32 protein-coding genes and 2 other annotated features are annotated in these 26,158 nt (G+C 38.0%); of the genes, 5 read left to right on the top strand and 27 right to left on the bottom strand.

What is annotated here, in order from left to right; translation table 11 throughout:
* Positions 1-3: 3 nt before the first annotated feature.
* Together CEQ21_RS21680 and CEQ21_RS21675 are read right to left on the bottom strand one after the other, a co-directional pair.
* Positions 4-972 (bottom strand): DMT family transporter, encoded by a 969-nt coding sequence (locus tag CEQ21_RS21680; protein ID WP_185766300.1) that lies wholly within the window; start codon positions 970-972, stop codon positions 4-6.
* Positions 973-1,091: 119 nt separating this feature from the next.
* The gene (locus tag CEQ21_RS21675) at positions 1,092-2,804 is read right to left on the bottom strand and encodes an ABC transporter ATP-binding protein (RefSeq protein ID WP_185766299.1); all 1,713 of its coding nucleotides are present in this window, start codon (positions 2,802-2,804) and stop codon (positions 1,092-1,094) included.
* A 263-nt stretch (positions 2,805-3,067) separates the two neighbouring features.
* On the opposite strand from CEQ21_RS21675, the gene CEQ21_RS21670 reads away from it, so the two are divergent.
* Positions 3,068-3,979 carry a LysR family transcriptional regulator gene (locus CEQ21_RS21670; RefSeq protein ID WP_185766298.1) on the top strand — a complete coding sequence of 304 codons (912 nt, stop codon included), beginning with the start codon at positions 3,068-3,070 and terminating at the stop codon, positions 3,977-3,979.
* A gap of 39 nt (positions 3,980-4,018) precedes the next feature.
* Here the strand turns inward: CEQ21_RS21670 and CEQ21_RS21665 are convergent, their stop codons facing one another.
* Positions 4,019-4,621: a DJ-1/PfpI family protein gene (locus CEQ21_RS21665; RefSeq protein WP_185766297.1), complete on the bottom strand. Its 603-nt coding sequence runs from the start codon at positions 4,619-4,621 to the stop codon at positions 4,019-4,021.
* A gap of 38 nt (positions 4,622-4,659) precedes the next feature.
* Complete coding sequence (locus CEQ21_RS21660) at positions 4,660-5,160, bottom strand: GNAT family N-acetyltransferase (RefSeq protein ID WP_185766296.1); 501 nt, start codon at positions 5,158-5,160, stop codon at positions 4,660-4,662.
* Between the two features lie 183 nt (positions 5,161-5,343).
* On the opposite strand from CEQ21_RS21660, the gene CEQ21_RS21655 reads away from it, so the two are divergent.
* Positions 5,344-5,649, top strand: coding sequence for an antibiotic biosynthesis monooxygenase family protein (locus tag CEQ21_RS21655; protein ID WP_185766295.1), 306 nt, complete (start codon positions 5,344-5,346; stop codon positions 5,647-5,649).
* 152 nt (positions 5,650-5,801) lie between these two features.
* Here CEQ21_RS21655 and CEQ21_RS21650 read toward each other — a convergent pair whose 3' ends face one another.
* From CEQ21_RS21650 to CEQ21_RS21640, 3 genes are all read right to left on the bottom strand, one after another.
* A complete protein-coding gene (locus tag CEQ21_RS21650) occupies positions 5,802-6,197 on the bottom strand; it encodes a DUF2500 domain-containing protein (protein WP_185766294.1) in 396 nt (131 codons plus the stop codon).
* Between the two features lie 234 nt (positions 6,198-6,431).
* Entirely contained in the window at positions 6,432-7,667 is a 1,236-nt protein-coding gene (locus tag CEQ21_RS21645; RefSeq protein ID WP_185766293.1) for an MFS transporter, read from the bottom strand.
* A 152-nt stretch (positions 7,668-7,819) separates the two neighbouring features.
* Positions 7,820-8,293: a MarR family winged helix-turn-helix transcriptional regulator gene (locus CEQ21_RS21640; RefSeq protein ID WP_185766292.1), complete on the bottom strand. Its 474-nt coding sequence runs from the start codon at positions 8,291-8,293 to the stop codon at positions 7,820-7,822.
* 343 nt (positions 8,294-8,636) lie between these two features.
* On the opposite strand from CEQ21_RS21640, the gene CEQ21_RS21635 reads away from it, so the two are divergent.
* Positions 8,637-8,969, top strand: coding sequence for a hypothetical protein (locus CEQ21_RS21635; protein WP_185766291.1), 333 nt, complete (start codon positions 8,637-8,639; stop codon positions 8,967-8,969).
* 102 nt (positions 8,970-9,071) lie between these two features.
* Here CEQ21_RS21635 and CEQ21_RS21630 read toward each other — a convergent pair whose 3' ends face one another.
* From CEQ21_RS21630 to CEQ21_RS21605, 6 genes are all read right to left on the bottom strand, one after another.
* Positions 9,072-9,425 (bottom strand): hypothetical protein, encoded by a 354-nt coding sequence (locus tag CEQ21_RS21630; protein WP_185766290.1) that lies wholly within the window; start codon positions 9,423-9,425, stop codon positions 9,072-9,074.
* 54 nt (positions 9,426-9,479) lie between these two features.
* Positions 9,480-9,977, bottom strand: a complete 498-nt coding sequence (locus CEQ21_RS21625) for a GNAT family N-acetyltransferase (protein WP_185766289.1) — start codon at positions 9,975-9,977, stop codon at positions 9,480-9,482.
* 70 nt (positions 9,978-10,047) lie between these two features.
* Positions 10,048-10,521: a hypothetical protein gene (locus tag CEQ21_RS21620; protein ID WP_185766288.1), complete on the bottom strand. Its 474-nt coding sequence runs from the start codon at positions 10,519-10,521 to the stop codon at positions 10,048-10,050.
* Positions 10,521-10,718, bottom strand: a complete 198-nt coding sequence (locus tag CEQ21_RS21615; RefSeq protein ID WP_185766287.1) for a helix-turn-helix transcriptional regulator — start codon at positions 10,716-10,718, stop codon at positions 10,521-10,523. Before CEQ21_RS21615 ends, CEQ21_RS21620 begins: the two co-directional genes overlap by 1 nt.
* Before the next feature lie 215 nt (positions 10,719-10,933).
* On the bottom strand, positions 10,934-11,314 hold the full coding sequence (locus CEQ21_RS21610; RefSeq protein WP_185766286.1) for a hypothetical protein: 381 nt from the start codon (positions 11,312-11,314) through the stop codon (positions 10,934-10,936).
* A gap of 95 nt (positions 11,315-11,409) precedes the next feature.
* Entirely contained in the window at positions 11,410-11,922 is a 513-nt protein-coding gene (locus tag CEQ21_RS21605) for a YxiJ family protein (RefSeq protein WP_185766285.1), read from the bottom strand.
* Positions 11,923-12,121: 199 nt separating this feature from the next.
* On the opposite strand from CEQ21_RS21605, the gene CEQ21_RS21600 reads away from it, so the two are divergent.
* Positions 12,122-12,532, top strand: coding sequence for a DUF4275 family protein (locus CEQ21_RS21600; protein ID WP_185767374.1), 411 nt, complete (start codon positions 12,122-12,124; stop codon positions 12,530-12,532).
* Positions 12,533-12,597: 65 nt separating this feature from the next.
* Here the strand turns inward: CEQ21_RS21600 and CEQ21_RS21595 are convergent, their stop codons facing one another.
* From CEQ21_RS21595 to CEQ21_RS21570, 6 genes are all read right to left on the bottom strand, one after another.
* Positions 12,598-13,932 (bottom strand): metal-dependent hydrolase family protein, encoded by a 1,335-nt coding sequence (locus CEQ21_RS21595; RefSeq protein WP_185766284.1) that lies wholly within the window; start codon positions 13,930-13,932, stop codon positions 12,598-12,600.
* Between the two features lie 109 nt (positions 13,933-14,041).
* Positions 14,042-14,656, bottom strand: a complete 615-nt coding sequence (locus CEQ21_RS21590; RefSeq protein WP_185766283.1) for a TetR/AcrR family transcriptional regulator — start codon at positions 14,654-14,656, stop codon at positions 14,042-14,044.
* A gap of 186 nt (positions 14,657-14,842) precedes the next feature.
* Complete coding sequence (locus CEQ21_RS21585; protein WP_185766282.1) at positions 14,843-15,415, bottom strand: TetR/AcrR family transcriptional regulator; 573 nt, start codon at positions 15,413-15,415, stop codon at positions 14,843-14,845.
* A 26-nt stretch (positions 15,416-15,441) separates the two neighbouring features.
* Positions 15,442-16,140 carry an MBL fold metallo-hydrolase gene (locus CEQ21_RS21580; RefSeq protein ID WP_185767373.1) on the bottom strand — a complete coding sequence of 233 codons (699 nt, stop codon included), beginning with the start codon at positions 16,138-16,140 and terminating at the stop codon, positions 15,442-15,444.
* 413 nt (positions 16,141-16,553) lie between these two features.
* Positions 16,554-16,832, bottom strand: coding sequence for a hypothetical protein (locus tag CEQ21_RS21575; RefSeq protein WP_185766281.1), 279 nt, complete (start codon positions 16,830-16,832; stop codon positions 16,554-16,556).
* Positions 16,833-16,915: 83 nt separating this feature from the next.
* Entirely contained in the window at positions 16,916-17,362 is a 447-nt protein-coding gene (locus CEQ21_RS21570; protein ID WP_185766280.1) for an Lrp/AsnC family transcriptional regulator, read from the bottom strand.
* Positions 17,363-17,533: 171 nt separating this feature from the next.
* Between CEQ21_RS21570 and CEQ21_RS21565 the strand changes: the two genes are divergently transcribed.
* Complete coding sequence (locus CEQ21_RS21565) at positions 17,534-18,298, top strand: SDR family oxidoreductase (protein ID WP_185766279.1); 765 nt, start codon at positions 17,534-17,536, stop codon at positions 18,296-18,298.
* 148 nt (positions 18,299-18,446) lie between these two features.
* Here the strand turns inward: CEQ21_RS21565 and trpA are convergent, their stop codons facing one another.
* The 8 genes from trpA to CEQ21_RS21525 form a co-directional block, all read right to left on the bottom strand.
* Positions 18,447-19,226, bottom strand: a complete 780-nt coding sequence (trpA, locus tag CEQ21_RS21560; RefSeq protein ID WP_185766278.1) for a tryptophan synthase subunit alpha — start codon at positions 19,224-19,226, stop codon at positions 18,447-18,449.
* The gene (trpB, locus tag CEQ21_RS21555) at positions 19,226-20,428 is read right to left on the bottom strand and encodes a tryptophan synthase subunit beta (RefSeq protein ID WP_185766277.1); all 1,203 of its coding nucleotides are present in this window, start codon (positions 20,426-20,428) and stop codon (positions 19,226-19,228) included. The genes trpA and trpB overlap by 1 nt, the downstream gene beginning before the upstream one ends.
* An 18-nt stretch (positions 20,429-20,446) precedes the next feature.
* On the bottom strand, positions 20,447-21,055 hold the full coding sequence (locus CEQ21_RS21550) for a phosphoribosylanthranilate isomerase (protein WP_185766276.1): 609 nt from the start codon (positions 21,053-21,055) through the stop codon (positions 20,447-20,449).
* A gap of 12 nt (positions 21,056-21,067) precedes the next feature.
* Positions 21,068-21,844 carry an indole-3-glycerol phosphate synthase TrpC gene (trpC, locus tag CEQ21_RS21545; protein ID WP_185766275.1) on the bottom strand — a complete coding sequence of 259 codons (777 nt, stop codon included), beginning with the start codon at positions 21,842-21,844 and terminating at the stop codon, positions 21,068-21,070.
* Between the two features lies 1 nt (position 21,845).
* Positions 21,846-22,868 (bottom strand): anthranilate phosphoribosyltransferase, encoded by a 1,023-nt coding sequence (gene trpD / locus CEQ21_RS21540; RefSeq protein WP_185766274.1) that lies wholly within the window; start codon positions 22,866-22,868, stop codon positions 21,846-21,848.
* On the bottom strand, positions 22,865-23,455 hold the full coding sequence (locus tag CEQ21_RS21535) for an anthranilate synthase component II (protein ID WP_185766273.1): 591 nt from the start codon (positions 23,453-23,455) through the stop codon (positions 22,865-22,867). Before CEQ21_RS21535 ends, trpD begins: the two co-directional genes overlap by 4 nt.
* The gene (gene trpE / locus CEQ21_RS21530; protein ID WP_235907299.1) at positions 23,452-24,843 is read right to left on the bottom strand and encodes an anthranilate synthase component I; all 1,392 of its coding nucleotides are present in this window, start codon (positions 24,841-24,843) and stop codon (positions 23,452-23,454) included. The genes CEQ21_RS21535 and trpE overlap by 4 nt, the downstream gene beginning before the upstream one ends.
* 77 nt (positions 24,844-24,920) lie before the next feature.
* Positions 24,921-25,151: a binding site (T-box leader), on the bottom strand.
* 49 nt (positions 25,152-25,200) lie between these two features.
* Positions 25,201-25,459, bottom strand: a binding site (T-box leader).
* 52 nt (positions 25,460-25,511) lie between these two features.
* Positions 25,512-26,150: an MOSC domain-containing protein gene (locus CEQ21_RS21525; RefSeq protein WP_185766272.1), complete on the bottom strand. Its 639-nt coding sequence runs from the start codon at positions 26,148-26,150 to the stop codon at positions 25,512-25,514.
* Positions 26,151-26,158 lie beyond the last annotated feature (8 nt).

The following is a 26,158-nucleotide window of genomic DNA, read 5'->3' as shown; positions in this document are numbered from 1 at the left end:
TCTTTAAGCAGTTTGCGCTAATTTTAGTTTTTTTATATTTCTTGAAAATATACTATGCAGCACCATTCCTCCTATAACGATGGCAATGCCGATAAGAGACATCGCACTTGGCAGCCCAACAGATAAAAACACCATTTCACCAATTAAAGCAAACAGTACTTCAAATGACTGTGTCGCCTCAACAGCACCAAGTGTTTGCATATTATCCTTGGCAGAGTCTGTCGCTGCGAAAAAGAGAATTGTCGCAATAACACCAGAAAACAAGGCAACAATACCTGATTGATATACTTGTGAACTAGACGGAGGTCCTGCTGTCAGGAAGCCGTATATAGATAATATTATCCAAAAAGGCAGGCTTGCAATTGTCATGCCAAGCACCCGCTGGAAAACATCAAAACGTCCGTTTGAGATCTCCATCATTTTGCGATTACCTAAAGGATAAGCGAATGAAGCTACAAGGATCGGCAAAAGGCAAAGCATTGCCGTGCCAAACGAGAGCTTCATCGCAAATTCTAGCTGCATGAAGGCAATGCCGATAATAATTAAGACCGAAAAGGTTAAGCTTTTAAATGGAATTTTCTTGCGCACCATAATTGCTTCTCCGCCTTTTGTATACTTCTTCTCCATAAACAGCGGTGCAAGTAATGTTCCAGAGATGATTGTCAGCTGCCATGTTCCCGCAACGAGCCAGCCAGGTCCATAGGCTGAGGCAAAACAAATAAAGGCATAAAAAATCCCAAAGCCAACAGAGCTCCATAATACCCATTTACCTGTATTTTCTCGTAGCTCCACTAAAATAGGTTTTAAATTACCCCTAACAAGAACAAGTATAAGTAAAAATGGTACCATAAAAAAATACCGCAGTGACGCACTCCAAACCCAACTCCCACCATTCATCTCCATCGCTTTATTTAACACAAAGGTGAAAGCGAAAAAAAAGGCTGAGGCGATTCCTAACAAAATCGGGCGCATATAACAAACCTCCATACTAGTCGAATTTTAACTTATAACCAATATATCGCATATTGGTTAATAATATCAATCGATATTTTCCAAAAAAAAAGATGCCCTTGTTCAGGCATCTTTTTGGATTAACGCTGATATTGAACACGATGAAGGTTGGCAAAAATACCGCCTTTTTCAATCAATTCATCATGTCCGCCTTCTTCTTCAATCCCATTTTCTGTTACGACTACAATGCGGTCAGCATTACGGATTGTTGCCAATCTGTGGGCAATAACAAGTGTCGTACGGTTTTTCGCAAGTTCATTTAGCGATGCTTGAATGATTTGCTCTGTTTCTGTGTCTAATGCAGAAGTAGCTTCATCCAATATTAAAATTGGAGGATTTTTCAAAAACATTCTCGCAATCGCAAGTCTTTGCTTCTGTCCGCCGGAAAGCTTCAAGCCCCGCTCTCCGATTTGTGTTTCATAACCATCTGGTAGCTTGCGGATTAAGTCCTCTAAATGAGCTCTTTTTACAGCTGCATGAATTTCTTCATCAGTTGCATCCAATTTTCCGTACGCGATATTTTCCTTAAGCGTACCTGTGAACAAGAAAACATCCTGCTGGACAATCCCGATTTGTGAACGCAATGAATGCTTCGTCATGTCGCGAATATCCATGCCATCGATTTTAATGGCACCGCTGTTTACATCATAAAATCTTGGTACAAGGGAACAAATTGTTGTTTTTCCTGCACCAGAAGGACCAACGAATGCAACTGTTTCGCCTGCTTTTATGTTAAGACTAATTTTATCCAATACAGTGCGGTTATCATAGCCAAATGTTACATCATTAAATTGAATGTCCCCGCGTAATGCAGGCATTTCAACTGCATCCCGGCGATCCTGAATTTCAGGCTCCGAATCAAGCAAATCTAAGAAACGTCTGAAACCAGCCATACCTTTTGGATAAAGCTCAAGCAATGTACTGATTTTATCAATTGGCTTTTGCAAGATATTCACATAAAGAATAAATGCAACAAGCTGACCGTTTGTCAGTTCACCATTGAATGTCAGCCATGCGCCATAAACTAATACCACTAACGTGAAAAAGCGCATTAACATGTAAACAGAGGATGATGTTAAGGACATCACTTTATATGCAACGATTTTTGCTTTTCTGAAGCGTTTGTTATTAACAGAGAAACGCTCCATTTCGAATTCTTCGTTTGTAAAGGATTGAACAACACGTACACCAGACACACTGTCTTCAACACGGGCATTAACATCGGCAATATCACCGTACATATGCTTCCAAGCTTTATTCATGCTCTTATTGCAGTATGTAATTAGCCAAACTAGAACTGGCACGATAAATATGACGATTAACGCAAGCTTTACATTAATTGTCAGCATAATCCAGAATGCGCCGACAAACGTCATAATCGCAATAAATAAATCCTCTGGACCGTGATGGGCAAGCTCTCCGATATCAAATAAATCATTCGTAATTCTGCTCATCACATGACCTGTTTTAGTGTTGTCAAAGAATTTAAAGCTTTGTCTTTGAACATGGTTGAAAAGCTGTGCTCTCATATCTGTTTCTATATTGATGCCAAGCTTATGGCCCCAATAGTTTACAATATATTGTAAATAAGTGCTTACTAAGTATAATGCCAATAAGCCGCAGCTAACAGAGACAATGGTACTCCAATTTCCTTCAGGAAGGAGTTTGTCAATGAACCAAGTTACAGCCATCGGGAAGGCAAGTTCTAGGATCGCCACAATGACAGCACTTGAAAAATCAAGAATGAATAGCTTTTTATGCGGTAAATAATAAGTGAAAAAACGCTTTATCATTATATGCTCCTTTATTTTTTGTCAGTTTAAATGAGAATCATTATTAATTATAGAGGCTTCTCCCTGTTTATACAAGAAAATTATTTTCGTATTCGAAATAGTAGCATAAATTTATGACTTTTTTTATTTGTGTTTTTTGTTTGAAAATAGTAAATTTTCAGTATTTTTAGAATAGTTAAAGGGTTATTTACTATTAACAGCGAACTAAAACATATACTTCAAATGGGTATTGCTAAATCTGGCATAAGGAGAGTGTGAAGGGATTGGATTATCATTTATTGACATTTGTCACAGTAGCGGAAAAAAAGAATTTTACAAGAGCTGCCGAAGAGCTGCATATTACACAATCTGCAGTAACACTTTCCATTAAGGCATTGGAAAAGAAATATGAAGTGAAGTTTTTCGACAGAACAAATAAATATGTTCGGCTTACCAGGGCTGGTGAAATATTATATTATCATGCGAAGAGAATATTAAATGAATACGAACAGGTCGAAAGCCTTATTCATGATATGACAAAAGTAGTGAGTGGTCCGCTCTTAATTGGATCTAGCTACACTTTTGGTGAATATTTGCTGCCGAGATTTATATCTGACTTTATGAAGGTACATCAACTAATTGAACCGAAAGTTACCATTCAGAATTCGAGCAAGATAATGAATCAAGTGCTTGAGGGCAGTCTTGATGTCGGAATTATCGATGGTGAAATCAAAAGTCATCCCCAGCTCCACATAACCCCTTTTGAACAAGATGAACTAGTAATAATCGTTAGCGCTGATCATCCTTTATCCAGCTTTCGAACAATTGATTTAGAAAGCCTTTATGGTGAAACATGGATATTACGAGAAGAGGGCTCTGGTACAAGAGAGGTCATTGACAAGCTCTTTAAAGAACACGCTTTTTCTCCGCTGATTTTACGGTCATTTGGGAGCACGCAAATAATTAAAGAGTCGGTGGAAGCAGGAATAGGCATTTCGATAGTTTCTAAATATTCAATCCAAAAAGAGCTGCATATGAAAACAATCCATCCAATTCGCCTTAAAAATGAACAGATTAACCGCCATTTTTCTTACGTGCTATCTAAAACCGGGATTCATCCTCTATCTGTTGAGCTTTTCACTCAATATTTGCAAACAAAAAATACGCACACACTTGAAGCGATTTCTTATAAGTAAACGATGAAAAGAAGGCTTCAAACAAGAAGCCTTCTTTCTTTATTTTCTTTCTGGCAAATCATACTCCATTCGTTTGGCTGCATTCCATTTTTCTTCTAAGCCAACTAATACTTCGACAAGATGAAAAGCCATTACAATCCCTGCCGAAATACCGCCTGATGTTACAATTCTGCCTTCATCGACAAATTTAACTTCTCTAACGACCTCCACGTTCGGAAAAAGATCTGCAAACAAATCATAGGAAGCCCAATGTGTAGTCGCTCTTTTGCCATCAAGTAATCCAGCCTGTGCCAGCAATAAAGCGCCAGTGCAAACAGATGTCGTCATTTCTGTCGTTTTGTCCTGCTCTTTAATCCAGTCTATCAGCCTGTCATTATGTAATTCCGTTAATCTAGCACCAGAACCTCCAGGCACAACCAGAATATCAAAAGGTGGTGCTGTATCAAAGGAATAGTCTGGTACGACTTGCAGCCTGTTTCTTGCTGAAATGCTTTTCCCAGTCTCAGACACTGTTTCGACTTTGAATGGCTTAACATCATCCCGATCCTTAAAAGATGTAATAGACAGCACTTCAAAGGGACCTGCAAAATCCAATACTTCTACGTCATCAAACAGTAAAATGCCAACACTTCTCGTTTCCACTTCGCCCTCTCCTTCTTTTTATTGATTTTGTTTATGTATTATAAATAAAAAATCATATGTTGTTCATCAAAATATTGGCCATTCACCTTTAAGGCCTTTTTTTCCAAGCCAAAAACAGTGAACCCCATCGATTCGTATAAAGCAATAGCTCCAGCATTTGTTGATACAACCGCCAACAGCAATTGTTCAATCTCCAGTCTTCTTGATAAGGTAATCACCTCTGTCAAAAGCCTTCTCCCAATCCCTTTGTTGCGGTATGCATCTTCAATAAAAAACGACAGAACACTTGCCTTATGCTTGATTTTCTTATAGGTTTCCTTTTGAAGTGTGATAGTGCCAACAAGGCGCTCGTCTATAAACGCCCCAATGGTAATTCTTGTCGGGTCCTTCAATAATGCGGAAATGCGCTTGATAGGATAAAGCCGTTTTTGCTCCTCTTCCAATGTTAGTAGGAATGCATCTGGATGCTGATTTAATGTAATCAACCGCAAACCCCAATATTCCTTAGCATCCTTTGGTTTTAATACTCTTACCTGCAAAACAACCACCCCTCTATGATGTCCACACGTAAAACCGGTTTAGGAAAAACGTTATCGCAAATTGCAAACTAGCCTACATAATAAATTCCATATTGCCACAACGCATTCCTTCTGGTACATCAATTTTCGTCAAACAAGATTTATGGTACGATAAAGAAAATCAATGTTAGAGGAGTCTAGCCAATGTTTATCGTCCATTCAACTTTTCCAGTACCAGCAGATAAAGCAGATGAAGTGATTGAAATATACAAAAACCGCTCACGATTAGTAGATAAAAATCCCGGTTTTATCCGTTTTCTCCTCCTGCAAACAGACAAACACAAAGGAGAAATCACCGTCCATATGGAATGGGAGACTAAGGAAGATTATTTGCAGTGGGTAAGAAGCACAGAGTTTAAAGATATTCATGAGCTTGAGAAAAAATACCCTGATAAAGAGCTAGCAGCCATTATCCCAACTGTAAAGCAGTTCTCAGTGGTTGCTGAGTAACAAATTACGGAACTCACAAAGTATTATTCAAAGCTACGCAAGCGTCCTGTTACCTTTTCGAGAGAATTAAACAGAGCCTAGGAAGATTCCTAGGCTCTTCATTATGGCATACAATAATTTCAATAATCTTAATAAGTCCGGATGTTTATTGCTTACAAATTTTCTTGATTCATACTTTTTCTATCAAATCCTAAAAACCTAGTGCCTTGAAAGTTTAAAATTCCTGTGTCATTTTCAGAAAGCAGCCCATATTCTTTACCTGAAACATGAAACTCTGTTCTGTCGCCACTTTCAAACTCAAAGGTGACATAATATATAGTACTCGAAGAATGATGATTATCATGATTTGAACTTCTTCTGACATCTGTACGTTTTGCTTTAATCACTGCTGGCACACTTAGCCTGGGCGACTGCTCATTTTTATGCCACTCGCCAATTCCTTTAAAAATGGCAAATAAAATACTACCAATAACGAAGACAAACACAATTCCGATAAAAATCGGACCAAATTGGAACATAGAGTCTCCAAAGTAAAAGTCATTTGGCATGTTAACACCTCTTTTGTTAAATATTGTAATTATATACGTCTAATGATTAATAAAGTTTCATTTGCCAAGTATATGTATTGGGTATTTTTTGTAAATAAATAGTCGCCAAATATGGTGACTATTAAAAACGCTAATATCTATTGTTAGGACTGGTTATGTTCCTCTACTAATTCGGACTACTTACACCAATAGTACCCAGTACTCCAAATGAATTCACTTAAATACATTAGTACCTTAACTCATCACATCTTTACGCTTATATAATACGAAAGCTGCCGCAGCAATTAAAATCATTCCCATAAAAGCGGGGGCAGCATGACCAAGGGATACATAGATTTGTCCGCCTATAATTGGTCCTATTATTCTTGCTAATGCTTGAATAGATTGGCTGCCTCCTTGAATCCTGCCTTGTTCACTAGCAGGGGCAGACTTGGAAAGCATTCCATTGAATGAAGGTCCGATGATGGAATCACCAAATCCAAACACGAACATTCCGGCGATAAAAAGCGGATATAGAGAGAATAACGCCGACATTGCGATAAAGCTGTAGCCAATAATCTCTGAAATCATTCCGATTATCCCTATTTGCACATCACTGTATTTCAGTAACAGCTTTGGCATGATAAACCCTTGTGAAACGATGTCTTGAATACCCATTATGGAAAACATCAGTCCGATTAGCGCTGGCTCCCAGTTGAAAGTATCTATTGTAAACTGTGAAAAAACGGCCTGTAAAGATCCGTTAGGAATCCATAGTAAAAACGCAGAGATAAGCAGCCATTTTAGATTTTTCATAGAAAGAATGCTAAACAATTGTGAGAATGGATTTAATCTTAGTAACGTAATTTTTTTCAGCCTGTTGTACTTGTTAAGACTTTCTGGCATATAAAGAAGACCGAATGCAAAATTTAATAAAGTTATAAATGCTCCTGCATACATCGGTACAGAATAGCCAAACTTTGTCAGCAGTCCACCTATTACAGGTCCAACAGCGATGCCGACACCTGTAACAGCACTTACCCACCCAAAGTATTTTGTTCGCTGTTCTTTCGGGATAATGTCTGCAAAATAAGCAAAGATGGTGCTTATACTCCCGCCTGTTACACCTTCCATTATCCTTCCAACAAACAGTACCCATAAAGCTCCTCCAATCCCAAAAATCACGTACCCGACACTAGACCCAAACAAGCATATTAAGAGGATCGGACGACGACCATATCTATCACTTAAAGCTCCAAGTCCGGGTGCCGCCATAAAAACACAGGCTGCATAAACAGCGGTCAGCATTGTCACAATGATTGCCTGATTTTCTTGATTGTGAACATACGGATGAACTAAATATGGAACGACTGGTGCTATGATTGTGAAACCTATTCCACATAGAAATACAGACATTAAACCAAATAGTAACGCCTTTTTATCAACTGTCTGTCCTGTATTTTGATGTTTGTGTGATTTAAATTTGAACATGTACATACTCCTCACTAACTTTTTAGTTTCCTAAGAAACAAAAATAATGTACCATTTTATTGTTTCCTAGTCAACAAAAATTAAGACAAAAAATACAGCTCAACTCTTAATAGAATTGAACTGCATTTGTTGTTACGGTGTATTTTTCATTATTATTCAGGCTTGATAGTTCCTTCTTGCTTTTTTATTTCTGCATCCAAATGCTTATTATACTTTTCTACAAAGCTAAGAATACTTTCAAACTGCTCCACAGTCACCTGTTCAAATACTGCTTTATCCCGCTCTCTAAACGCTTGATGCAAATCATCATGAACCTTATTTATTGCCTGTCCTTCCTCTGTCAGCCTAAAATAGATTTCTTTTTTGTTTTCCGGCTTTTGATAGCTTTCAATAAGGCCTTTATCGAGGAGTTTTTTCGTTATTTTACTAATAGCGCTTCTAGTCATAAAAAAGGACTCTGCTAGTTTTGTGACATTGGAATCGGCGTTTTTGCCGATAAATTCAATACAATGTACTTCAGATGACTTATGACCATGTAAGCTTTCTTCCATTTTCGGCTTATTAAGCGCTACTATCTTGTTTAATATATCCCTAAACCCTGATAAAATCTGTTCCTCTTTGTTCATGTGCTAACCTCCTACCAGTTGGTGCATTACCAATATTATAGTAGAATTTTTGTTTCCATTTCAACATTATTCCATCGTGAATAGAAATAGAGCTGTTTACTACAGATAGCTGCCTGTCTTTTGTAGCAATCCTTTTATGAAACTAATTGGATGCGTAAAATATATCTATTAGTAGCTTAATTCATTCCATCAGCAGTTCGACTTTTTAACATCCATCAGTTAATGCTCCATTAACAAATACAGAAATTATTCAAAAAGGAAAATATTCCTAAATAAGTTTAATTTTATGGTAAAATTTGATACAGTAAGAAATATACTAAAAACATCATAAGGAGTGACAAGCATGAAGGGAAATCTTATTACCCCTGTAATAACGCTGGTTTTAATGGTAGCTATTAATTATTTTGCCTCACTTTTTTTTCACATCCGCTTTATTGAACCAATGTTTTTTATAGGTTTAGCTTTTGTCGGACTTCTATTCTCGTTCAATAGTTCTGGTGGAGCTTGGTCGAGGGTTTCTGACAGTCAAGTATCTGCACAAACAGGCATTATTCAAGAGACAAAACCCTTTGCTTATAGAATAAATTTACCGCTTTGGGTAGCGATCGGTTACACAGTAATTGGACTAATTATCCTTATTCTATTAATCGCAAAAGTTATTCCGCCCGCAAGCTAAAGATTAGCTCCCATGGTTGCCCATGTGGAGTTTTTTTTTGTAAATACATATTGGTATATCCATACTCACCCTATCATTCAGCTTTTGTATTTCAGGAATAGTCTAATGCAAACAGTCTGTCTCCATCTTTTGAACTTCATCTTCCGTAGAATAAGTATAATAAATGGCAGATACTCCTTCTCTCCATGCATCATCAAAGGATTGAAGACTGTCATGGTACTCCTCTTCCACTTCTCCATCTTCTCCAACATACATTTCTCGCTGTACTTCAAATTGATCCTCTACAATCATTACATCCCATCCTTGCGTGTTTACGTACTTTGTTGCCGTTTGAAATGCTATATTCATATTGTCAGCTTTCACCCAGCAATTAACGTATGCACCAATACATTCTGCCTTCTCCGGATTATCTTTATTAGGTATTGCTTCTAACTGAACTAAATATACTGCCATCATACTCTCCTGACACATTCATTATTTTACATACAGCATACCAATAATAGTAACCTGCTAAAAATATAAAACCATTAATTCCTCATCGAAATAGATATTATCTATTTTCAAAGCATTTTTATCTATTCCATATGCTTCAAAGCCTAACGATTGATAAAGGTTTTTTGCAGGCAAATTAGCAGCACCAACCGTTAAATAGATTGCTTCAATTTCATCCATTTGCTTAGATTTTGTGATGGCTTCCTGCATTAATTTCTTCGCAATACCTTTTCCCCGTTTTTCAACTGCAACATACATCGCAAAAATATTTATCCTATGTTTTAATTTTGCTTTTTGCTCTAACTGTAATGTCACAACACCAGCAAGCACTCCGTTTTCAAATGCACCAAGTGTATATGAACTTGAATTGCTCACCCTGTTCGCGAATGTTTCTAGGGTGAAGTCTTTTTCCTCTTCATAGCTTGAAGCAAATGCTTCTGGACTTAATTTCAAAGCTTCTAATCTCAATCCTTTATAGCTATTTGCATCATTTTTTTCAAGCACTTTAATTTCCATGGTGTCGCTCCTTTAAATAGAATCAATTTCTGAATTTTTCCTTAAAATACCAATTTTTACTATACCAGTATTATAGTAATTCTTTGTTTTTTCTAAAGGAGCGTTTTAACGAAATATAATTCGCACTACACATGAAAAAGCTTGTGCAGATTATTAACACTAAAAAGGCAAACCAATTTTGGTCATTAGTTAACAATACTGAGACATTAAAAATAGTTATCAACCCCAATATAAATAAGGTGAAGCTCACAAAAACACTAGTTTTTATAAGAATGGCTCTTAGTTCTTTTTTATAAGCCCTCTCTGTTGTGATATCTGCATACTCCATCCCAGAAAGTATAAATCTAGCAGTAACATATAAAAGAAATATCATACTTGAAACAAGTAAAATCGTGTCAGCTTGTATAAAGGTGAGAAAATTACTTGCGATTAGCATCAATATTACTATAAAGATTTGGAGTATCGCTCCTTCTGCAATAAAAACCAACATTTGTTTCTCTTTATATTCATCGTTAGGCAAAAAATACGTTAGCCAGGATTTCATTACTCGTCTACCTCCCAAAATAATTCATCTAATGTTTTGTTAAGCTGTTTAGCAATTGCAATACAAAGATTAAGACTGGGGTTATACATCCCCTTTTCGATTAATCCAATCGTTTGCCTTGTAACCCCAACATTTCTTGCTAATTGTTCTTGCGTCATCGAGCTTTTAATTCTCAAAATTTTAACATGATTCTTCACAGCATCACCGCCAAAGTAATATATATATTACAAATGTTATATATACCTTACATTATATTGGAAATAAATACAAGAAATTCACATTTTTTCTTTTATGCATAACACAATAGAAATAAATATGGACTAATTGAAGTAGTCATCACCAATTGCGCAAAAAAAAAGCCAGCCTGTTATGCAGCTGACTTGATTTATAGATGCTAATACTATGATAGTAATCAATCTTCTGTTTCTTCTTCCTCTTCCATATAAAAATCATGCTCACCAAGATAAATTGGTCCATTCGCATGGTCAATTCTGATTGGCCATTCATACGGAACAGCTAACCTTCTTGCAATAGTCCTCCAAAAAGCAGTTGTTTCTGCTTCAAATGCTTGAAAATCCTTTAATAGCTCTTTATAGGTTGTACCATCAAATTGTATGTTCATGTCTTGCAAGCGAACGAACGCCATATGTTTAATTTCTAGCTCTGCTGCTTTTTCCATTTCTTCTTCTGTTGCCTCTCCAATAATGGTTCCGGGTGAGGGTAAAATGGTATAAATATTATCTACTTCTACTTCTGTTCCTTGTGTGGGAATCATTTTGTTTTGATTGAACATTATTTCAGCTCCTAGTAGAATATTTAGCAAAACAGTCTATTGCTTACCTTATCAATATACCAATTCAACAGAAGGGCTTATAATTCCTTCTATCTCTAATAATTCTTGTTTTGAATCGTGGAAGATTGAAGATATATGTAAAATAATATAAAAAAGCGTGCGTTATTGAAATGAACATATTCTTTATAGAGATAAGGGTATTTTTCAAGATGAGGCTCCAAAAATTGATATTGTGGAAAAATATCAAAGAAGGACATTTTTAACCACGCTATAGATTTAGGTGCAATGCTAATAGATTTTCCTTTTAGAAGGAAGTTTAAACTACTTGAAATCATCATCCAATATGTATTTAGCTCCCCGTTTAAGCAGTCTTCTTTAGAAAATTGCTTTTTAAAATCTTGTTGAATTTTAGACAAATCCTGATATGGGAAAGGATTTCGCAATGATAACTGCAGCATCTGCTTTATCGTATTGGGATATTTTTCTTTACAAACTTCTCCAATCATTTTATAAAAGAAAGGTAGAACTTCCGATTGAAGTGAATTTCTCTTCATAAGATTTGCTTGAACTAATTGACTTAGCTCTTTTTTCTTTAATTTTTCACTCATAACATCACCTAGAATAAAGATATTTAGTTTGTACTACTTTTCATTTTGAGAAAGGAATAAAATACTTAGTTCTTAATCATTAAGTTTTCACACAATCTATTATATAGAAATTTTTCCCAATGTATAGGATAACAGCATGCTAAATTTGCTTGGTGGGCATGCATTTCAATTAATTCAGCTAGAAAGGAAGCTTTCTATTATGAAAAATAAACAATTAAAGCGGCTGGAAATTCCGAAGTGGGGAACCTACTTGCGTGGCAGATGGCGTGAATGTTTTGCAAGCCATCTTACCGTAGAAGAACAACAGGCGATTTGCATGGATAACTTTCTCTGGCACTTATGTTCTTGGGAAAAGGTAACATGTCTTCAGCAGGACGGTGCAATAAGAGCATTCCTTCAACAAACAAAGCATAAATGTACTATATTTTATCAATTTATAGATGACGCTTACCTTTTTGAGCATGCAGACACCCTTACAATAACGGACTTACCTTATATAGAGGATCATATGGACTATAATGACATGTATGTAATGGATTGGAATAACAAATGGACTTTTATCATGACACACGAAAGGGAATGTGGACCATATTTTATTCAGCGTAAATAATGAAACACACTCTTGCTATGGAATTGGCGAGTGTTTTTCATTATTTACTACTTTCCATTACTCTTTTAATCTTCCAATTTCCAAACTAAATCAAGCAGTTCATCCACTTCCTTCATTCTGTTAACACTCGGCGCTTTAATAAGATTGCCTTTAACCATAACCATGGAAACATCGGCCAATGCTGTGATATTGTCTAATGGGTTTTGGTCGAGCACGATTAAATCTGCTTGTTTTCCAAGCTCTATTGTTCCTGTCAGGTCATCGATTCCTAATATTTCTGCATTTGTTTTTGTAACTTTGTCAATCAACTGGATTGTGTTCAGATTTGTTTGTCTCATTAGATGGTCTAGTTCACGCCACATATCATAGTGGGTCACAAATGGCATGGCTGCATCTGTGCCGATTCCCATTTTAATATTATATTTTACCGCCTGCTGTACCCCTTTTAGCATAGAATCATACACTAGACGCGAGTTTTCCTTTACTGTTTCGCTCACCTTTGTAAGACTTCTGTCTAATTTCGCACTAGGATAACCTGCCTGCAGGGTAGGTATTAATGCCGTGTAGCCTTTTAATGCCTTAGGATTGTTTTTATATAAGGTGATAATTTCTTCATCCATCTCTGCACCATGTTCAATTGTATCGACTCCACCTCGAAGCGCAATCCTTACTCCCTCTGTGCTTTCAACATGTGCTGCAACAAGCATGCCGAGTTTATGTGCTTCCTCACAAATGGCAGCAACCTCTTCCTCTGTCATTTGCAGGCGACCAGCTTCACCAACCATTTTTGCATCAGTAACTCCGCCTGTTACACAGATTTTGATTAAATCTACTCCGTTTTTGACATTTATTCTGACATTTCTTCTCGCTTCCCAAGGAGAATCACCGACCAATGCCAAATATGGTGCTCCGTGTCCGCCTGTGACACTCAGAAAATATCCGGATACTAGCAAATTGGGTCCAACAAACTCGTTTGCCTTTATTTCCTTCCTTAATCGGACATCCTGATAGAAAAATTCACCAACACTGCGCATAGTAGTTACACCAGCGTGAAGTGCGGTTATGGCGTTTTTTTTCATTCGTTTTTTTAATATATTTCTGCCAAATTTCGTATCCAATATATGGTGATACGCAAAATCCAGCATGCCTTCACTAACAGACAGTGAAAATGGTTTACCGTCTGCAAACAGATGGACATGGGCATTGATGAGACCGGGCATTACATATTTCCCTGACATATCAACTGTTTCATATTCACTTGGGATAGAAAGATCGTTTGATTTTCCGATATGTTGAATCAGTCCTTGTTCGTTAATTAAAATCGTCCTATTGGTATCAGGTGTTTTTTCCATATCCCCATATATCACCTGGCAATTCTTTAATGCATAACCTGTCTTCATGAAATATCGTCCTCCTAAATCGCAATAATGAATTAATCATTCATTATTGATTGTTAAAAAAAGTGATAGCACCTTTATACAAATATGTACGTATATCGGTGAATCACTACTATTCATTTAAGCTATTAATTCCGTGCAGTCGGTAAATGCTTAGCATCTCAAAAATTCGTTTTCTGCTTTCTGCGCTCATTTCTCGTTTCAATAAATCCAATATCATATCGACGAAACTATTAGCAAGAATCGTTAATAAAATTGTATTCTCGTCCTTGGTAATATCGTGTTTTTTGTAGGTGTTCTTCATGTACGGCTTTTTTGTTTCGATCATTAACTCTATCAGCTCATTCTTTGCATTGCTGTAAACAGTACCGTGACTTTTTTCAAAAATAATAACAATTTGCCTATGATACTCCGTTAATAAATGGATTTGTTCTTGATAAATCGCGGCTTCTTTGTCATTCGTACCGTCAAAAAACTTCTGATTCACGATATGTATGCTTTCCACTAATATCTTTTGCAAATAATCAACTAAAGAAGGTGGAACTACTGTGTAAAATAACTCATTTTTGTTTTTAAAATACGTATAAATATTGCCGACTGAAATGTTAATCTCTTCTGCAATATCACTCATTTTAGCCTTTATAAAACCTTTTTCAAAAAATACTGTTAATGCGGCAGCTTCTATTTGGTTTTTTACTTCTTCCTTTTTTGCTTGGATACAGAACACCTCCCAATATTGAATTGTTAATTCACTATTAATTTAGTATAATCGGTTGTTTCTGTCAAATTTTTGGTTTTTTCACAGCATGTATATCTAGTCATACATAAAACAAACCTATGGCGTTTGACTTAACAAATACATACCTAACCAGTTCTCATATATGTATAACACATTAAGCCAAACAACCATTACCTATGACAATTCATTTACTTTAATACCAGCAAGATAAGCATTTAAGGTCATCTCTAAGCTTACGTCAAGCTTTAATGGCAAACCAAATTCCCCGTTCTGTTCGAGGGAAGCGAAACCATGCAGAATACTTCTTAATCCCCTAACAGCATGCAGGGTTTCTTCCTCGCCAAGCTTGTATTCGTTCATCACCTGAAGTACGATCTGAATACTTCTGCTTTGAATTGCTGCAAGCTCCTCGTCAGCGGCACGAGGTGTACGAAGCATTGCTTCATATAGTCCAGGGTGCCTTCTGACAAAGCTAACATACGTTTTACCGAGATGATGAACAGCGGCATCTTGAGTGCGGCCAATGGCAGCTTCAGCCAACTGGTCATTCAGCTGCTTATAGCCGTATTTTGCCATTTCGACTCTTAGAACTTGTAATCCTTTAACATGATTATAAAGGGACGGAGATTTAACGTGCAGCGTTTTAGCTAATGTAGCTAACGTAACTGCTTCAAGCCCGTGTGTATCGGCGAGTTTTGTGGCGGTTTCTAAAATCAGTTGTAAATCGAGTCCGGGTCTTGGCGACATGTTGGAACTTCCTTTCAAACTTCTCTTTATTTTTGACTGCGTTCTATTGCCTTTTTCATTAGGTCAGTTGGCTCTGTTATCATCTTACCATGGCCGACAGCGAGAACTTGAGGAGATAATTCAAGCAATAATTTTGCACTGCTTAAAGCAAGCTCCTTATTCCAGGTCGCAAACGCTGGAAATGGGAACAGTGGATTAAGTTGACCGGCAACAGCGACTCCACCTCTTGTTTGTAAGGCATCACCTGTTATGATCGCTCTTGTGTTTTTATCAAAAAAGGATAGGGAACCTGGAGTGTGTCCAGGAGTTGAGATTGTCAGTAAGTCGCCTATTTCATCACCGTCCTCTAACAATATATCTGGCTGCGTCATTATCTTTTTCGGTACTCCTCCGCGAATAGGTGTGTCAGGCTCACCTGACTCAAGTCCTTTATCACCTCTTAAAAGGCGTGAATCTCTTCTCGAAATATAGACAGGCGCATGTGGCAGTGCTTCCTTAAGAGCATCCAATGATCCAATATGATCATCATGAGCATGTGTCAATACAATCCGAGTAATCGGTTTATTCAATTTCTCAGCCGCAGCAAGGATATGTTTGCTGCTGTAAGGTAGTGCACAATCAATCAAGGTCAAGCCGTCCTTTTCTTCAACAAAATAACAATTAACAGGAAAAAACCTGGGCATGAAGGCAAGTTGATAAACATTGCCAATTTTCGTTATTTTCATCATATTGCTCCTCTCAATATCAAAACTAATCTAATTAACATTTTAACTAATGTCATTAGTTTTTACAAATGTTTTCCCTAACTTTTTACAGACAACATTCTTTGCTTTAAGATTAGTTCGTTTCATTGCGCTGCACCCACTTGCTTTCCCCGGGAAAAGCGAGTGGGTCCTCGTCTGCGCCTGCGGGGTCTAAAGCGTCCTCTATTTTCATTCGAAGTCGAGTGGCCTCCGCTCCATTTCACTAAGATTCCTATTGTTTTAAAACAAAAAGATACGCTAATTTAAATACTTATGCCTAAGGAACGTTTTGTAGTCACTTGCTTTGAGTAAAACTAACCATATACATCCATCTTATATACTTCTCGCTAATTGACGCAATTCACAATATACTCGTTTAACAATAGAATCAAAATCTATTTATTAGCTTTACGAATTGCTTTTATCACAGAAAAAATGCCCCATCCTAAATAAATACAGGCTGTAAGGCCCCATGTCAAAAATATCCCCAGTCCTAACCCAATGTTTGCATCTTCGTATTGATTTAACATATCGTCTATAACCACATAAACCATCGGTGCAGCACAAATGATATAGCCTAAAAAGAGCAGGCTTCTTCGTTTTTTTAGATTTTTGGAAAAAAACAAAAATGGAATCAATAGAATAACTAATGTAAGAAGGACAATCGCAATCATGTTTTACCTCCATCATAGTTTATTTATATTTACTTATTCTTCAATTCCCACTGTCGGTTTTATTGCTATTGGAACGACTTTAATTATTCGTCAAATGAGATTTTCTCTTCAAATTCTGTTTTCATGACGATTATCGGGTGTGATAATCCGAATTTCATTAAGGATTCCAACAACGCCGAAAGCGTAGCTGTTGAATCTGTCATTACTTTTAGTAAATAATTTGATTCGCCGCTTACCCGATATAAATCCACTACTTCAGGTGCTTCCTTACAGTATTGAACGAAATTGGCACACTTGCTTGTTTTAAACATAACGAACGTTAAGATGCTTTTATTAATGGCAGAAGGTGCGAACTTTGTTTTATAACTGGCTATAACCCCCTGTTCCTCCAGCTTATTCATCCTTTCCTTAACTGCAGGCTGTGTCATGGAGATGATTCTGCCTATTTCAGAAACAGGTATTCTCGCATTTTCAGATAATACATTCATGATTTTATAATCAATTTCATCGAGTTTGACTGCATTTTTCATGGAACTTTCCCCCTATCTTATTATTTAAAGTAAAGACAACCATTTGCCTTTAAAATCATAAGTAAAGTGCCTGATCTTTTTATTATTATATATTCAGTTTTCTTAGAATTAAAATAAAATGAATGTATGCTTTTTAATTCAAAAAAAAACAGATCAGGACGTGGTTAGAAAATGAAGAATTTAACTGGCAAGATCGCTTTAGTAACCGGAGCAAGTCGTGGCATCGGTTCTGCTATTGCAAAAAGATTAGCTGAGGAAGGTGCATTAGTTGCTGTCCATTATGGCAGCAATAAGGATGCTGCGAATATTACGGTTAAGGAGATTGTGTCTGCTGGTGGAAATGCATTCGCTATACAAGCTAATTTACATTCATTAGATGGCGTCCATAAGCTAATAGCACAATTAGATGAAGATCTGCACAATAGAACTGGTGCAGCAGCATTTGATATTTTAGTAAATAATGCCGGTATCGGCACACAAGGAACGATTGAAGACACAACAGAGAATATTTTTGACGAAATCATCGATATAAATTTAAAAGCACCCTTTTTTCTTATCCAGCAAGCATTCCCAAGACTCAGAGAAAAGGGGCGAATCATTAATATTTCTTCTGCAGAAGTCCGCATTGGTTTAACAGGTTCGATTTGCTATGGCTTAAGTAAAGGAGCGCTTAATACAATGACGCTTCCATTGGCCAAACATCTTGGCCCAAGGGATATAACAGTTAATACCATTATGCCAGGATATACAAAAACAGATATTAATATCAAGCTGCTGGATGATCTGGAGATAAGAAAATTTGCCACCGAATCCTCTGTGTTTAACAGATTAGGTCAGGTTGAAGATGTTGCAGATGCTGCTGCCTTTCTGGCATCGTCTGACAGCCGGTGGATAACTGGCCAGATTTTAGATGTTTCTGGAGGCTTCCGCTTATAAATTGTGCTTACTTAAAAAGTGAAAACTCTGCTTACAACTATGCGGTTGTTAGCAAGGGTTTCACACATTCGAGCAATAAATTGCTAAACCGCAAATAAAACTGGCAGACAGTTTTATCCACCAGTTTTTTTGCTACACGCAGATATTCCTAAACAGATACCTTCTTGCTTGCGGCAATTAAGCTTTTGATTTCATCTAATTCATTCTTATGAAACAACTCGACAATTTTGCTGCCGACAATAACGCCATCACAATGCTGGGTCATTTCCTTAACGTGTTCAGGTGTTGAGATGCCAAAGCCTGCCAACACAGGAATTGGACTTACCTCCTTCACTTTTAGCAAATGTTCACCTAATTGTGTTTGGAATACTGTACGAGAACCAGTTATTCCGGTTACAGTAACTGCATATAGAAAACCGTTTCCTTTTTTGGCAATCTGCGCAATTCTGTCGATTGAACTAGTCAATGTTACGAGGCGGATAATTTCGACTTGGTGACTTTCTGCAGAGGAAAGCAGAATTCCTTCTTCCTCAATTGGCATATCAGGGACGATTAATCCGTTAACGCCAGATTGTTCACATGCTGCAAAAAATGCCTCGACACCATACGCCAGAATTGGGTTTAAATAGGTCATAAAGACAATCGGAATTGTCGTCGTCTCCCGAAAGGACGCTAAAGTATCAAATACTTTTTTCAATGTTGTTCCAGCTTGAAGTGCACGAATTCCAGCAGCCTGAATGATTGGTCCATCTGCAACGGGGTCGGAAAACGGGATGCCAAGCTCGATTGCTGTTGCTCCGGCATTTTCAAGAAATTTGATTTTTCCCTCTAATGTTTCCAAGCCACCGTCGCCTGCCATAATATACGGAACAAAGGCTTTGTCGCCATTTCTTTTAACTTCGTTAAAACGTTCAGCAATTGTCGTCATTATTCTGTCACTCCCATTCTATCCATTACTGTATTAACATCCTTGTCTCCTCTGCCTGATAAGCAAACAACAATCGCTTCTGACTCCTTCATTTTTGGAGCATGCTTCAAGCAATAAGCAATTGCATGAGAGCTTTCTAATGCTGGAATAATTCCTTCAAGGCGGCAAAGCAGCTGCAATGCTTCGAAAGCTTCTTCGTCTGTAACTGACTCGTAGTTCACTCTGCCAATATCGTTTAAATAGCTGTGCTCTGGACCGACTCCAGGATAATCAAGTCCAGCGGAGATGCTGTGTGCCTCTTGAATTTGTCCGTCCTCATCCTGTAATAGGTACATATAGGAGCCATGCAATACACCTGGTTTCCCTTTCGTTAATGATGCAGCATGCTTATCTGTATGCAGTCCGTGTCCTGACGCTTCCACCCCATAAAGGGTCACTTCCTCGTCCTTAATAAATGGATAGAACATTCCCATTGCATTGCTGCCGCCACCGATACAAGCAATGACTGCTTCTGGTAATCTTCCTTCCTTTTCAAGGAACTGTGCTTTCGTCTCTGTACCGATTACACTTTGGAAATCGCGAACCATCATTGGAAATGGATGTGGTCCCATAACAGAGCCAAGAATATAGTGTGTATCCATCACGTTTGTCACCCAGTAGCGTAATGCCTCATTACAAGCATCCTTCAATGTAGCACTTCCTGATGTAACACTTTCGACCTTCGCACCAAGCATCTCCATGCGGAATACGTTCAGCTTTTGTCTTCTTATATCCTCTTCACCCATAAAAATCGTGCATTCTAATCCAAGCAGAGCACAAGCTGTCGCTGTGGCAACGCCATGCTGACCAGCTCCTGTTTCGGCAACTACCTTTGTTTTGTCCATTCTTTTTGCCAGCAGTGCCTGACCAATTGCATTGTTAATTTTATGTGCACCTGTGTGGTTTAAATCTTCTCTTTTTAAGTAAATTTTCGCACCGTTTAAATGCTTTGTCAGTCTTTCTGCATAATAAAGCGGTGTTTCTCTGCCAACATAGTCCTTCAATAAATAATCTAATTCCTCTTGAAAGGCTGGGTCCTTTTTTGCCTCCATATACGCATTTTCTAGCTCAACAACTGCTGTCATTAATGTTTCTGGAACATATCTGCCCCCGTAGATCCCGAAATGTCCTGTTTTGTCTGGAAATGAATAGTTTACTGTCATGATTTGCTGCCTCCTTATTTAGTATGTAGGAATTGCTTCTCCTAAAAATAACTCGATCTTCTGTAAATCCTTTTTCCCGTCTGTTTCAACACCACTTGATACATCAAGCATAAATGGGTTAACCATATTGCTTGCTGAACGAACATTTTCTGTGTTCAAGCCGCCTGCAAGAATGACTTTTTTTCCCTTAAAGTCATAATCCTTCACGATATTCCAGTCAAACACTTTGCCGTTTCCGCCAAAGTAGCGTTCGCGCGCACTATCTAATAGAATATAATCGGACTGGAAATCTGCGATTGCCGCTAAGTCTTCTGCCCCTTTTATGCTAAACGCCTTAATCACTGGTAATTGGAAGGCTTTCGCGAATTTACTTGATTCATCTCCATGGAGCTGGATGACATTGATGCCTGAAATTCGGACGATTTCTTCAATTCTTTCCTTCGTTTCATTTACAAACACACCAACCTTCCATACATCTTCAGGAAGCTTATCGATAATAACTCGTGCATCTTCAGGCTCAATTTTCCGCTTGCTGTCTGCAAACACAAATCCAATTGCCTTAGCACCGTTTTGTACTGCGCAAAGCGCTTCTTCTGCTCCTCTTATTCCGCATATTTTAACATTCATGTTTTCACTTCCTTACAGCTTAACTTTCATACTAGTTAATGTTTCGCGAAGATTAGATGCTTTCATAAACGTTTCGCCAACAAGAATGGCATTCGCCCCTGCTGCAACCACTCTGTCAATATCTGCTTGTGTCGCAATTCCGCTTTCGCTGACTAAATACTTGCCTGCTCCTTTTATAGCTGGCGCAAGTCGTTCTGTCACTTCTAAGGAAACGTTAAATGTCTTTAAGTCTCTGTTATTGACGCCGATTAAGCTGCAGTCTGTTTGCAGAGCTCTCTCAAGCTCCTCTTCATTATGGACTTCCATCAGTACCTCTAAGTCCTTTCCTACAGCATATTCATACAGCGATTGGAGTTTCTTATCATCAAGGGCTGCCACAATTAACAGCACTAGACTTGCGCCATGGTGCTTTGCAAAGTCAATTTGGATTTCGTCTATGATGAAATCTTTACACAAAACGGGAATTGATACTGCGCTGCTGACTCTTGCTAAATCGTCATAGCTGCCCTTAAAGAAAGGTCCATCTGTCAAAACAGACATCCCGTCCGCCCCGTACCGGGCATATTTTAAGCCTTGGTCTTTTGGATCAAGTCCGATATTAATATCCCCTTTGGAAGGTGAGGCTCGTTTGAATTCAGCAATAATAGCCAGTTGCTCTGCATTTGCTAACTTTTCGATAAATGATTTTTTTGGAAATTCAGGACTGTTTTGCAGCACTGCTTTGTGTTTTTTTAATTCTTCTACTACATCTGCTTTTTTTGCAATGATTTTATCTAAAATAGTTTCCATCTTATATCCCTGCTTTCTCGTACAATGAACTGTTCGCTACTAACTGCTCTAGTTTAGATAAAGCTGCGCCACTATCAATGCTGTTTCTGGCAAGCTCTATACCATCTTCCAAATTGGCTGCTTTTCCTGCTGCATAAATGCCGATACCTGCATTTAATAACACTGTATCTTTATAGGCGCCTTTTTCTCCCTTTAACACTCTCAATAAGATATCTGCGTTTTCTTTTGCATCGCCGCCGCGGATCGCTTCATTGCTGTAAACGGACAGGTTAACTTCTTTTGGATGAAGATTCATTTTTCTGATTTTGCCGTCTTCTAAAATGACCAGTTCATTGTCTCCTTGAAGGGAAGCTTCATCCATGCTGCCAGCACCATTTAAAACAACCGCTCTTTTTCGTCCTAATCGCTTTAAGCTTTCAGCGAACAGCTCTGTAAAGTCTCGTCTATAAATACCAAGCACCTGTGTTTCTAATTCAATCGGATTTGTTAGTGGACCAATTAAGTTAAAAATCGTTGGTATGCCAAGCTCTCTCCTTACCTTCATGATTCTGCCCATTTTCGGCTGAACATGCTGGGCAAACAAGAAGGTAATCCCGATGTCTCTCAGCTGCTGTTCATTTTGCTCAGGTGTAACATTTAAATGGATTCCTAAGTGTTCGAGGACATCTGCACTTCCCGTTTTACTCGAAACACTTCTGTTACCATGCTTCGCAACAGGAATGCCTGCTCCTGCTAACACGAAAGCAGATGTGGAGCTGATGTTAAAGCTGTGAGAGCCGTCTCCTCCAGTACCGCAATTATCTATACAGCCAGCAATATGACTAAATTTCAGTGTTTGTTCCCTTACAGCTTTCACTAAGCCGACAATTTCGTCCACACTTTCTCCTTTTAGCTTTAATGCTGTTATAAAGGCTGAAAGCTCACTGTCTGAAACACTACTTGTGAAAAATGTTCTGGATACTTCCAGCATTTCTGCTTCTGTCAACGACTCTCGATTCATTACCTTTTGCAAATAATGCTTCATTTTAATACACCCTTTCTTGTTTCTTTAATAAAGTTCGCTAGTAGCTGCTTTCCTGTTTCTGTACCGATAGATTCGGGGTGAAACTGAAATCCGTAAAGTGGATGGTTTTTATGCTTGATTGCCATTATTTCTTGATCATCATTAGACACAGCTAATACTTCAAAATCACTTGGCAGTGTATCTTTATTTATTACAAGGGAGTGATATCGCATCACTTCAATTGGCTTAGCAATATCCGTAAAAATGGTGTTAGTATGAACACTATTTAGGTAAGAAGTTTTTCCATGCATGATATTGGCTGCTTTATTCACCTCTGCCCCAAATGCATAGCCAATTCCTTGATGGCCAAGGCAAATTCCTAAGATTGGAAATTCTTGATACAAATTCTTAATTACGTCAATTAGGATGCCTGCGTTTTCTGGACGGCCAGGCCCTGGAGAAAGAACGATACTCCTTGGATTTAATTTCCTTATGTCTTCAATTGTTACTTCATCATTGCGAACAACTTTTACTTCTTCGCCTAATTCTCCTAAATATTGATACAGGTTATACGTAAATGAATCATAATTATCAATTAATAAAATCATGATAGTCCCTCCAAGAATACTTTTAGTTTATGAATGGTTTCTTCATATTCTTTTTCAGGCACTGAATCATGCACGATACCTGCACCTGCTTGTATATAGGCTTTATTGTCTTTAATAACCATCGTCCTGATAGCTAATGCAAAATCCATATTGCCATTTTGGGAGAAATAACCGACTGCTCCCGAATAAATTCCACGTTTGACGCCTTCAAGCTCATAGATGATTTGCATTGCCCTTATTTTCGGAGCACCTGAGACAGTTCCTGCAGGAAGACAGGATACAAGGGCATCAACACTTGACTGTCCATCCTTGATTTGCCCGCTAACCTCTGACACGATATGCATGACATGCTTGTATTTTTCGACCTTCATGTATTTATCAATAGCAATGCTTCCAAACTGGCTGACCTTTCCAACATCATTCCTGGCAAGGTCAACAAGCATTTTATGTTCAGCTAATTCCTTCTCATCTTGAAGCAAGTCTGCTTCAAGTGCTTGATCCTCTTCAACGGTTTTTCCGCGGGGTCTTGTTCCGGCAATCGGATTTGTGATAACCGTTCCGTCAGTCGCTTTAATTAAGCTTTCTGGTGAACTGCCGACAATCGCGTAATCAACAAAATCAAGATAATACATATATGGTGACTGGTTTTTCACACGCAGCTTTCTGTAGTAGGAAAAGCTTGAGCCTTTTATGTCTGCTGACATCCGTTGGGATGGCACGACTTGGAATATGTCCCCTTCTGTAATATATTCCTTAGCCTTTTTGACCTTTTCGACGAATTCCTCTTTTGTAACAGAAGCCTTAAAGGCCGATAACTGAACATCTTCAGGTACTTCTGTGTAGGATGCCTCAATTTCCTGCTTCCTTTTTTCAAGCCTTGCTTTAAGACTTGCTTCTGTTGTTGTCTCACAGAGCGGGGAAGCAACCAAGAAGACAGATTGTTCCAAATGGTCAAAAATCACAAAATCTTCAAAAAACATTAAATGCACGTCAGGCAGCTTTAGCTCATCCTTCGCAACTGGTCCGATATTTTCGTATTGCCTGATATTATCATAGCCAACATAACCAACCGCTCCAGCATTTATCGGAAGTCCAAATGGTAAATTGACATCATGCATTGGAAGCAGTTTCTTCACAAGCTCTAACGCTTTTTCCTCATAAACCTCTGTACTGCCTGCTTTTAGAAGCGTTGTTTTCGCTCCATTGCCGATCAACTCAAAAACAGGGTCACAGCCTATAATAGAATATCTACCTGAGGCTTCGTGTTTCAATGAGCTTTCGAGAAGAAATTTCTTTGCCCCTGTTAACTTTTGGTAAATGCTGATTGGGGTTAGCGTATCCCCTTCCAATTTTTCAATAATCACCATTTGGCTCCCTGTCGTTTTCATTTCGTCTCCTCCATATCAAAGCGTTTATTTGCAATAAAAAAGTCCCCTACTATGAATTGCAACTTAAGCAATGCATAGTAGAGGACGATTAATAAAACCGCGGTACCACCTCAGTTAGAGTGTAAACACTCTCTCTTTTCGAATACAATAATATTCTATCCTTTTAACGGTGGAAACCGGCGAGCCCTACTAAAGTTTCAGACCAGCACTCATAAGTCCATTCAGCTAATTCTCTGGATCGGTTTTCACCAGCCACCGACTCTCTACACCAGACATATTAGCTTACTACTCTTAATCATTGATTTTATTATGAAAAATGTTTATAAAAAAAGACACAAAAAGGGCTTCTCTCCTATAAAAAAGGACGAGAAACCCGTGGTGCCACCTTCATTAGCTTAGTTAATAAGCTCACTCTAAGAAATAATGCACTCAAAAATCGTTGGCGCATATTTCGGTCTCTTATAACGTTGAGACATTTCGCTAAAGCCTACTTCCAATTTAGGTTTCGGTTTAGAAGCTCTGAAGTCCATTCACTATTATGTAACACTGATTCACACCAACCATCAGCTCTCTTAAGTTCCCATCAATAGTTACTACTCTTCGTCATCGCTTGTATTTATGTTATACTTATCATAAAAGACATGAATTAGATTGTCAAGAAAGAATTTCTATTTTTGCAATGCTTTTTGAAAGCGGCTTGACCAATCCTCTGCTAAATCCTCAAGCTTAAGCATTCTTTCGACCTCTGGCTTATTCTTGCGGTCCAGCAGCATTACTCTTGTTGCATCCCAAACAGAAATATCCTCTTGTTTGCGCTCAAGCAGAACAATCTGGGACGAAGACTCAATCTTCCCTTCCTTTAACACCTTCATGAAATAACCAGTATAGCAAGTCTCAACAATACGAGCCAAGAATGTAGGGACACTATTGTATTTAGAGATTGTATTGCACGGAATTCTTCCTTGCGTAACTTGCACAATGGCATCTCCAATCGAAAAAACATCGCCAATATATGTATCTTTTTCAAGCCAGCCAGTACCACAAATATTTTCGCCAAACACTGGTGGTTCCAGCTTTACGTTGAATTGCTTTTCCCAATTCGCATAATGCTCATAAGGGTAAAAGCATACTGCCCTTTCTCTGCCGCCATGAAAATCTTCATTTGCGACACCATCCCCTGCAAAACTGTCAAATGTTAAATAACATTGGTCTACAATTGTTTTACCGATGCTTGAGGAAACTTGCTTCCCATTCCAATCAAAGGTTTTCGGCTTGCCAACACTTAATGTGATAATGTCTCCCTTCATGTTGTCCT

The organism is Niallia circulans, assembly GCF_007273535.1.
GTDB classification, from domain to species: Bacteria; Bacillota; Bacilli; order Bacillales; family Cytobacillaceae; genus Niallia; species Niallia circulans_B.
Note: the sequence above shows the minus strand (reverse complement) of the source record. Positions and strands in the feature narration are given on the sequence as shown.

Excerpts from the sequence above, each read along its gene's own strand:
- CEQ21_RS21575 (WP_185766281.1), bottom strand. The coding sequence starts at position 16,832 with ATGATTGCGATTGTCCTTCTTACATTAGTTATTCTATTGATTCCATTT.
- CEQ21_RS21640 (WP_185766292.1), bottom strand. The coding sequence starts at position 8,293 with ATGAACAAAGAGGAACAGATTTTATCAGGGTTTAGGGATATATTAAAC.
- trpD (WP_185766274.1), bottom strand. The coding sequence starts at position 22,868 with ATGAAGCATTATTTGCAAAAGGTAATGAATCGAGAGTCGTTGACAGAA.
- CEQ21_RS21650 (WP_185766294.1), bottom strand. The coding sequence starts at position 6,197 with ATGCCAAATGACTTTTACTTTGGAGACTCTATGTTCCAATTTGGTCCG.
- CEQ21_RS21570 (WP_185766280.1), bottom strand. The coding sequence starts at position 17,362 with ATGAAAAATGCAGTCAAACTCGATGAAATTGATTATAAAATCATGAAT.
- CEQ21_RS21585 (WP_185766282.1), bottom strand. The coding sequence starts at position 15,415 with ATGTCGCCAAGACCCGGACTCGATTTACAACTGATTTTAGAAACCGCC.
- CEQ21_RS21675 (WP_185766299.1), bottom strand. The coding sequence starts at position 2,804 with ATGATAAAGCGTTTTTTCACTTATTATTTACCGCATAAAAAGCTATTC.
- CEQ21_RS21680 (WP_185766300.1), bottom strand. The coding sequence starts at position 972 with ATGCGCCCGATTTTGTTAGGAATCGCCTCAGCCTTTTTTTTCGCTTTC.
- CEQ21_RS21645 (WP_185766293.1), bottom strand. The coding sequence starts at position 7,667 with ATGTTCAAATTTAAATCACACAAACATCAAAATACAGGACAGACAGTT.
- trpC (WP_185766275.1), bottom strand. The coding sequence starts at position 21,844 with ATGGAAACTATTTTAGATAAAATCATTGCAAAAAAAGCAGATGTAGTA.
- trpE (WP_235907299.1), bottom strand. The coding sequence starts at position 24,843 with ATGAAAACGACAGGGAGCCAAATGGTGATTATTGAAAAATTGGAAGGG.
- CEQ21_RS21600 (WP_185767374.1), top strand. The coding sequence starts at position 12,122 with ATGAAAAATAAACAATTAAAGCGGCTGGAAATTCCGAAGTGGGGAACC.
- CEQ21_RS21625 (WP_185766289.1), bottom strand. The coding sequence starts at position 9,977 with ATGGAAATTAAAGTGCTTGAAAAAAATGATGCAAATAGCTATAAAGGA.
- CEQ21_RS21525 (WP_185766272.1), bottom strand. The coding sequence starts at position 26,150 with ATGAAGGGAGACATTATCACATTAAGTGTTGGCAAGCCGAAAACCTTT.
- CEQ21_RS21580 (WP_185767373.1), bottom strand. The coding sequence starts at position 16,140 with ATGAAAATAACGAAAATTGGCAATGTTTATCAACTTGCCTTCATGCCC.
- trpA (WP_185766278.1), bottom strand. The coding sequence starts at position 19,226 with ATGACGACAATTGCTGAACGTTTTAACGAAGTTAAAAGAAATGGCGAC.
- CEQ21_RS21635 (WP_185766291.1), top strand. The coding sequence starts at position 8,637 with ATGAAGGGAAATCTTATTACCCCTGTAATAACGCTGGTTTTAATGGTA.
- CEQ21_RS21655 (WP_185766295.1), top strand. The coding sequence starts at position 5,344 with ATGTTTATCGTCCATTCAACTTTTCCAGTACCAGCAGATAAAGCAGAT.
- CEQ21_RS21620 (WP_185766288.1), bottom strand. The coding sequence starts at position 10,521 with ATGAAATCCTGGCTAACGTATTTTTTGCCTAACGATGAATATAAAGAG.
- CEQ21_RS21565 (WP_185766279.1), top strand. The coding sequence starts at position 17,534 with ATGAAGAATTTAACTGGCAAGATCGCTTTAGTAACCGGAGCAAGTCGT.
- CEQ21_RS21595 (WP_185766284.1), bottom strand. The coding sequence starts at position 13,932 with ATGAAGACAGGTTATGCATTAAAGAATTGCCAGGTGATATATGGGGAT.
- CEQ21_RS21610 (WP_185766286.1), bottom strand. The coding sequence starts at position 11,314 with ATGTTCAATCAAAACAAAATGATTCCCACACAAGGAACAGAAGTAGAA.
- CEQ21_RS21605 (WP_185766285.1), bottom strand. The coding sequence starts at position 11,922 with ATGAGTGAAAAATTAAAGAAAAAAGAGCTAAGTCAATTAGTTCAAGCA.
- CEQ21_RS21630 (WP_185766290.1), bottom strand. The coding sequence starts at position 9,425 with ATGATGGCAGTATATTTAGTTCAGTTAGAAGCAATACCTAATAAAGAT.
- trpB (WP_185766277.1), bottom strand. The coding sequence starts at position 20,428 with ATGACAGTAAACTATTCATTTCCAGACAAAACAGGACATTTCGGGATC.
- CEQ21_RS21535 (WP_185766273.1), bottom strand. The coding sequence starts at position 23,455 with ATGATTTTATTAATTGATAATTATGATTCATTTACGTATAACCTGTAT.
- CEQ21_RS21550 (WP_185766276.1), bottom strand. The coding sequence starts at position 21,055 with ATGAATGTTAAAATATGCGGAATAAGAGGAGCAGAAGAAGCGCTTTGC.